Source organism: Massilia alkalitolerans DSM 17462 (genome assembly GCF_000427785.1).
Classification (GTDB): domain Bacteria; phylum Pseudomonadota; class Gammaproteobacteria; order Burkholderiales; family Burkholderiaceae_D; genus Telluria; species Telluria alkalitolerans.
The window spans coordinates 1-7,169 of the sequence record NZ_ATYR01000060.1; the positions used below are offsets into that span (position 1 = coordinate 1).

5 protein-coding genes and 2 pseudogenes are annotated in these 7,169 nt (G+C 57.0%); 3 read left to right on the forward strand and 4 right to left on the reverse strand.

Going from position 1 to position 7,169, the window contains the following annotated elements; genetic code table 11:
* Window positions 1–27: 27 nt before the first annotated feature.
* Window positions 28–635 (forward strand): annotated as a pseudogene (locus YWC_RS33985) (IS3 family transposase); the annotation flags it as partial.
* Between the two features lie 80 nt (window positions 636–715).
* On the opposite strand, the gene tnpC reads toward YWC_RS33985, so the two are convergent.
* Genes tnpC through tnpA form a run of 3 tightly spaced genes read right to left on the reverse strand, consistent with a single transcriptional unit; the run spans window position 716 to window position 3,008 of the window.
* A complete protein-coding gene (gene tnpC, locus YWC_RS0126540; RefSeq protein WP_027868059.1) occupies window positions 716–2,260 on the reverse strand; it encodes an IS66 family transposase in 1,545 nt (514 codons plus the stop codon).
* A gap of 29 nt (window positions 2,261–2,289) precedes the next feature.
* Complete coding sequence (gene tnpB, locus YWC_RS0126545) at window positions 2,290–2,637, reverse strand: IS66 family insertion sequence element accessory protein TnpB (protein ID WP_027868060.1); 348 nt, start codon at window positions 2,635–2,637, stop codon at window positions 2,290–2,292.
* A complete protein-coding gene (gene tnpA / locus YWC_RS0126550) occupies window positions 2,634–3,008 on the reverse strand; it encodes an IS66-like element accessory protein TnpA (RefSeq protein WP_027868061.1) in 375 nt (124 codons plus the stop codon). Before tnpA ends, tnpB begins: the two co-directional genes overlap by 4 nt.
* A gap of 84 nt (window positions 3,009–3,092) precedes the next feature.
* Between tnpA and YWC_RS31085 the strand changes: the two are divergent.
* A pseudogene (locus tag YWC_RS31085) lies at window positions 3,093–3,644 on the forward strand (IS3 family transposase); the annotation flags it as partial.
* A 583-nt stretch (window positions 3,645–4,227) separates the two neighbouring features.
* On the opposite strand, the gene YWC_RS0126560 reads toward YWC_RS31085, so the two are convergent.
* A complete protein-coding gene (locus YWC_RS0126560) occupies window positions 4,228–5,859 on the reverse strand; it encodes a methyl-accepting chemotaxis protein (protein WP_027868062.1) in 1,632 nt (543 codons plus the stop codon).
* Between the two features lie 1,081 nt (window positions 5,860–6,940).
* Between YWC_RS0126560 and YWC_RS0126565 the strand changes: the two genes are divergently transcribed.
* Window positions 6,941–7,169 (forward strand): IS3 family transposase (locus tag YWC_RS0126565; RefSeq protein ID WP_027867954.1); only part of this gene is annotated, 229 nt, incomplete at its 3' end.

Consider the following 7,169-nt stretch of genomic DNA (forward strand, 5'->3'; position numbering starts at 1 on the left):
CCATAATGTCGGGCACAAGGAGAAGATATGAGTGGGAAGCGGTACACAGAGGAATTCAAGATCGCAGCGGTCAAGCAGGTGGCGCAGGGCGGTCACCCGGCGAGCGAAGTTGCGGCTCGGCTCGGGGTAAGCATCCATAGCCTGTACGCCTGGAGGAAGCGCTATGGCGTGCCCGAGGCCGAGCGCAAGGCCGTCGATGCCCAGTCCGACGAGATGCGGCGCCTGAAGGCCGAACTCAAGCGCGTCACGGAGGAGCGTGACATATTGAAAAAGGCCGCGGTGTACTTTGCCAAGACGTCCGGGTAAGGTACACCTTAATTGCTCAGTTACAGGACCAATTCCCGGTGCGCCGGCTGTGCAAAGTGCTCGAGGTGCATCCAAGTGGCTTTTATGCCTGGCGTCTGAACCCTGAAAGTCGCCGCGCCAAAGAAGACAAGCGTCTGCTCGTGCCGATCAAGGAATCATGGCTCGAAAGCGGCAGCGTGTATGGCTATCGCAAAGTCAGTGACGACCTGCGCGAGCTCGGTGAACAATGCGGTATCAACCGCGTCCACCGTCTGATGAGGTCGGCCGGGATTCGTTCGCAGACCGGCTACGCCAAGAGGAAATATAAACGCGGCGGCGCCCCTTCGGTAAGCGTCGGCTCACCGCCGTCTTGAGCAGTGTGCCGATTTGATTGATGATGGCATCACATCGCTGGGAAGCGACGTGTTGTTCAAGCAGGCTTGACCTGCTGGGGGCAATTCCAAGGCAGTAGCTCGTCAACGCGGTTGACGGGATGGTCGGCAATCTGCGTCAGCACATGACGCAACCAGGCTTCGGGGTCGATACCGTTCAGCTTGGCCGTGCCGATCAAAGAGTAGATAGCAGCCGCACGTTCGCCGCCGCTGTCGGCGCCAGCGAACAGGTAGTTGCGTCGGCCGATGGCGATGCCACGCAGAGCGCGCTCGGCGGCCGAGTTATCGATCTCGATGACGCCGTCATCGCAGTAGCGCAGCAGTGCCGGCCACAGGTTCAGGGCATACAGGATGGCGGCCGACGTGTCGGATTTGCGCGAGAGTTTTTCAAGCGAAGCGCACAGCCATTGCTCCAGGTCGTCAAGCAACGGACGGGCGCGCGCCTGTCGCACCGTCCGGCGCTCGTCGGGTGGTTTGCCACGGATCTCGGCCTCGATCAGATAAAGTTCTGCGATGCGGCGCAGCGCCTCTGTCGTCAGCGGCGACGGGCGCGCCACGTGCAGGTCGTGGAACTTGCGGCGCGCGTGCGCCCAGCATGCGGCCTCGTCGATTCCGCCGCTTTCGTACAGGGCGTTGAAACCGGCATAAGCATCGGCCTGCAGTACGCCTTCGAAGTTGGCCAGGTGTGTTTGAGGATGGATGCCCTTGCGGTCTGGCGAGTAGGCGAACCACACTGCCGGTGGCGTCAAGTTACCGGATGGCCGATCATCCCGCACATACGTCCATAGCCGTCCGGTCTTGGTTTTTCCATTGCCCGGCGCGAGCACCGGCACTGGCGTATCGTCAGCATGCAGTTTCTGCGCCGCCATCACGTGCTTGCGGATTGCGTCGACCAGTGGCCGCAACAGCGCACTGGCGGCGCCGACCCAGCTGGCCAGCAGTGCGCGGTCCAGGTCGACGCTTTCGCGTGCATAGATCACGGACTGGCGATACAGCGGCAAATGGTCGGCGAACTTGGCGACCAGCACATGTGCCAGCAGACCAGGCCCCGCGATGCCGCGTTCGATCGGACGGCTCGGCGCTGGCGCCTGCACGATGGCGTCGCAGCAGCTGCAGGCCAGTTTCGGGCGTACATGGCGGATCACGCGGAAGCTGGCAGGCACGAACTCGAGCTGCTCGGCCACATCCTCCCCAAGCTGGCTCAGGTTGCCGCCACATGCAGGACAATCTGTCGTCGCTGGCAGATACACTTTTTCGTCGCGTGGAAGATGTTCGGGCAGCGGCTTGCGTGGTGCACGCTGACGCGGCGCACGATCGGCTGGCGGCATTTCCCGTTCAGCCTCTGCATCGTCTGCCTGCAAGTCTTCAAGCTGCAACTCGAGTTGTTCGATCTGATGATCAAGCTTTTCGGACTTACGGCCGAACTGCATGCGCCGCAGCTTGGCGATCCACAATTTCAGATGCTCGATCTCAGCGGCGCGCGTGTTCAGTTGTGCTTGCAGGCCCACGATTTGTTCGTCGCGCGCCAGTAGCAACGCCTTCAGGGCATCGATGTCGTTGGGGAGCTCGGCGGCGGTCAGCATGGGCTGAGTTTACGCGAGGGCGAGCACGTTTACAAGGCTGACGTCGGTCGCCAGGTTCGTTCTGGCCGGCGCCAGTCGATCCCCTCGAGTAGCATCGACAACTGGGCCTGGCTCAGGCAGACACTGCCGCTGTTCGCCTGCGGCCAGACGAAGCGGCCTCGCTCGAGTCGCTTCGCCAGCAAACACAGGCCATCGCCGGACCACCACAACACCTTGAGCATGTCGCCACGTCGACCGCGGAATACGAACACATGGCCGCAGTACGGATCTTCAGCCAATGCAGTCTCAACTTTGGCTGCCAACCCGTTCATCCCGGCACGCATGTCGGTGATGCCGGCGGCAAGCCAGATTTTGGTACCGGCAGGCAGGCCGATCATGTACGTAGACTCTGGAGAACCAGCCGCAGCAGCGCAGCATCGGTACCGGCGCTAACGCGGACAACTGCGTCAGCGATGACGATCTCGATAGGGTGTGCCGGCACCGTGGCACTCGGAATCACAGGAAGTAGCGGTGTGCGTTGCACCACGACTGGCACCAGGTGCGTCGACTGGGAGCCTGTTTCGGCCAACAGGCCAGCGCGCAGGTCGCGGCGCCACTTGAACAACATGTTCACGTTGAGCTCATGTTGCTGCGCCAGTTTCGATACCGATACACCGGGCTCGCACGCCGCCGTCGCCAGCCGGCGCTTGAAGTCAACAGGATAATTCGGGCGTCTTTTACAGTTGTCTGACTCGCCAACAGTGTCCATAGTAGTTCCCGTTAAAAAATAGCGGGAACTACTTTCGCAGAGTCGATCAGCTACGTATAGACGGTACTGGCGAGACGCTTACCCCCTTCGCTGGTAGCGCCTAATCATCTGCAGCGACAGTTCGACGTGCAGGAACCGAATCGAGTCTGGGTGACGGACATCACGTACATTCGCACTTATGAGGGCTGGCTTTATCTGGCCGTCGTACTGGACCTGTTTTCGCGCCAGGTGGTCGGCTGGTCAATGAGTTCATGCATCGATCGCGAGCTGGCGATGAATGCGCTCTTGATGGCCGTCTGGCGTCGGCAACCCAAGAATACGGTGATGGTGCATTCCGATCAGGGCAGCCAGTTCAGCAGCTACGACTGGCGCGACTTTCTGGACGCGCATAACCTGCAGCAGAGCATGAGCCGGCGTGGGAATTGCCACGATAACGCCGTCGCTGAGAGCTTCTTCCAGCTCTTGAAACGGGAACGAATCCGACGCAAGACATACGGCACCCGAGACGAAGCAAAGCAGGATGTCTTCGATTACATCGAGATGTTCTACAATCCGAAGCGCCGGCACAGCTTCAGCAATGACTTGTCGCCGGTCGAGTATGAAAAGCAGTATTTCAAGCGGCTCGCGAGTGTCTAGAAAACTCGTGGCGATTCAATGTTTCGTGCAACCAAAAACAGCGGCGTACAGCATACTGGCGCACTGTAGAGTGGTCTGGTGGTGACTTTCTCACTGAGATCAAGATGCTATTAAACATCGCTAGGCTAGAACTTAACAATGAAATGCCATCGACGCAAGCTATACACGCTACGAAGGATGCGTGAGACTATCGAGCGCGCTTTCAGCGCACCATCAGCGGAGAAAAAGGAGCGAGCGACTAACTGGGCTGCCGAATGGAGAGCAGGTGCAGCCATAGAAAGCCCTGTCCGTCGTAAATTGCCAACAGAAAAAAAGGGCCCCGTAGGGCCGAAATGGCGAACTTAGCCATGCAAAAGAACATCTTTAGAGTAACTCGTCATTGTGATTAGCACAATATGAATTTGAATTGTGTGCCCGTTTATTGATACGCTACCATTATTTGTTGCGAATGTCTGCTTTTGGCCGAACGCCATTTTCCAGCTTAAGATATGAGGTCGCCAAGGCAGCAATCGCAGACTTTCACAAATGACACGACTGATCTGATGGGTATTGAAATGACAATGTCGCTTTCTAAGCAGTACAATTATTGAGCATATTCCGGTGCAGTAAGGCGCCGTTGCTGATGACCTTGTGCGGACACCATGCGTCCACTTCCAGTTGGCTCTAGCCGGAATACTGCCAATGCTTGTGCCACGCTCTCGGTCTGTTGAGCGAGCGAACCTGCAGCAGCTGCTGCCTCCTCAACCAAGGCGGCATTCTGTTGGGTGATCGCATCGAGCTGACCGACGGCTTGGTTGACCTGGCCAATACCGCTTTTTTGCTCACGAGCGGCAGCGGCGATCTCTTCCATGACGCGCTTGACGTTATCAACGGCGCCAATGATCTCGCCCATTGTCTGACCTGCGGCGCTGGTCAAGCGGTTGCCATCCTGCACAGTGGCAAGCGATACGTCGATCAATTGCTTAACTTCCCTCGCAGCGGCGGCAGTACGTTGTGATAGGTTGCGTACTTCGCTGGCGACGACTGCAAAACCGCGTCCCTGTTCACCGGCGCGCGCAGCTTCCACTGCTGCATTCAACGCTAGGATGTTGGTCTGAAACGCAATCCCGTCAATCAGGCCAATGATGTCGAGCACTTTGCTCGATGAGGTACTTATTGCCTCCATGGTGCTGACCACTTCATTGACAGTGGCGCCGCCGCAGGTCGCCATCTCGGCCGCACGCATGGCCATATCGTTTGCAGTCTTCACGTTGTCGCTGCTTTGCGCCACATTCTGGGTTAACTGCTCCATGCTAGCAGCAGTCTCTTCAAGACTTGATGCCTGTGATTCGGTGCGGCTGGAAAGGTCCATGTTCCCATTGGCTATCTCGCCGGTGGCTTGACGGATCTCGTTGAAATTGGCGCGCACGTCGCCAATGACGCTGAACAGGTTAACCGAGGTTTGGCGCAATGCTGCGATTAGCTGCCCCATTTCGTTATCGGACGCATTGTCAATGCGGCTAGTCAGGTCGCCTCCTGCAAGACGCTTCACGAATGAGGTGGCTTGGTCGAGCGGTGCGAGCACGTTGCGTTGCAAGCTCAGCCAAAGGGCAAAGGCGGCGCTGAGCGAGATCATCATCGCGCCAATTCCCCAAGACGAAATGCCGAGCTGCCAGCCTTGCACCAAGTTGGCTAGAAGTACCAGCGAAACCATACCCATGCCAACATTGACCTGGGTGCGTAGTGGCAGATGGCGCAAGCTGGCAAAGCGTTCCGAAAAGCCAGTCCTGCACACACGGCCCCGCCGTAGGACTACCTTACGTGGGTTGCCAGCCTTGAGTTCGGCATACAATGCCGTCGCCCCGGCCACTTGTTCGCGCGTGGGTTTGGTACGCACTGACATATAGCCCACCGCTTCGCCGTTTTCTATTACTGGGGTGACATTTGCGTGCACCCAATAATAGTCTCCATTCTTGCACCGATTCTTGACCATACCGCTCCATGGCATACCGCTACGGATCGTCTGCCACAGGTCAGCGAAAGCCTCTGCCGGCATGTCGGGATGTCGGACCAAGTTTTGGGGCGCACCGATCAGCTCATCTTCGGTAAAGCCGCTCACCTCAATGAAATAGCCGTTGGCATACTGTATGTTTCCTTGCAAGTCAGTCGTCGAAACAATCGTCTTGCCTTCAATGAGCATGTATTCTTTGTTGGTAACTGGGGTATTGACACGCATGCCACGCTCCTCCGTAATATGTGCTACCGATATTACGTCAAATAAGGAATAATCCTACGACAAATTCGCAAGCGATATAAATCCTATGTCTGCCGTTGCGCTCCTGCAACGGAATGTTGTTGGTTAGTACAGAGACGATGATGGTGCATTTGAATGCATGGCCGGAGAAGGAAGCACGATCGGTAAGACTTGTTAGCTATCGATTCATGCGAATGAGGAAAACTCTCAATGAACGACTGGTCGTGTGACCTGGGCCAACCTGTATGCTCGGTTGTGGCCGAACCCGGCCGTTGAGCTGAGCATGGCAGGGCGCTAAGGCCAAAAATCGCAGAGTGTTACGAAGAACCGGATCTGAGCAGAGCGGACATCGCATCAAAGCGTGCAGTCGAGCCGCGTTCGATAGAACTATCCCATGTTCAGTCATGGGCTGTTCTACAACATAAACGTCAATTTACTCAATTTATCTGCTGCAAAATGTAGGATTAGTCTTACTTTAGGGTAACATTGTAAGTCAACCACCGCCTTCCTGTCCCGTTTCCGTCAGTTGCGCTAGACGCTCGACTGAGTAACCAATGCTTGCTACTCAACAGATTTTTTTCATTGCAGCACTGCTGTGTTCTTTGACTTTTCTCGCACTAGGATCAGTAGCCTCAGAAGGAGTGCCCGGTACGCGTCCACTGCTCGCGTCAACATTGCTCGGCGTTGCCGGCAACGTCCTCTATGCATTCGGGCGTGAATTGCCACCACTGCTGGCCTATGAAGCCGCGAATGTTGTCTACGCTGCTTCCGGCGCTGCGCTACTTGCTGGGTATCGGATCTTGTGGGGCAATCCCCCTCGATCGTCACAACTGTGCTGGATAGTTGTAATGCTGGGATTGCTCATCGCGTTCTTCCACTATCTGGTCGACTCGTTCGTCGGGCGTAGTTCCGTGGTATCCACGTTCCAAATAATGATATGCGGAGAGATAGCGCGCACTTCTTGGACGTCACGCCACAAGTGGCAACCTCCCTTCTATATCTATAGTGGACCCCGAATTTGAGACGGTGGTTTAAGCTGTCGTCCGCGAAAGGATTACAGCGAATGAGTGAAGGTAAAAAGCGCAGGGTGCACAGCGCCGAGTTCAAGGCCAAGGTGGGGTTGGAAGCGGTGCGCGGGGTGAAGACGGTGACGGAGATCGCGCAGGAATACGGTGTGCATCCGGTGCTGGTGGGCCAGTGGAAGAAGGAGATTCTGGAGAACGCCGGCGCCCTGTTCGACGTCAAGCGTGGGCCGAAGCCGGTGGACGAGAGCAGCCCCGAGGACAAGCTGT

Bases quoted from the DNA above. Each gene is read 5' to 3' on its own strand.
- YWC_RS0126560 (WP_027868062.1), bottom strand. From the start codon at position 5,859: ATGCGTGTCAATACCCCAGTTACCAACAAAGAATACATGCTCATTGAA.
- tnpA (WP_027868061.1), bottom strand. From the start codon at position 3,008: ATGGACACTGTTGGCGAGTCAGACAACTGTAAAAGACGCCCGAATTAT.
- tnpC (WP_027868059.1), bottom strand. From the start codon at position 2,260: ATGCTGACCGCCGCCGAGCTCCCCAACGACATCGATGCCCTGAAGGCG.
- tnpB (WP_027868060.1), bottom strand. From the start codon at position 2,637: ATGATCGGCCTGCCTGCCGGTACCAAAATCTGGCTTGCCGCCGGCATC.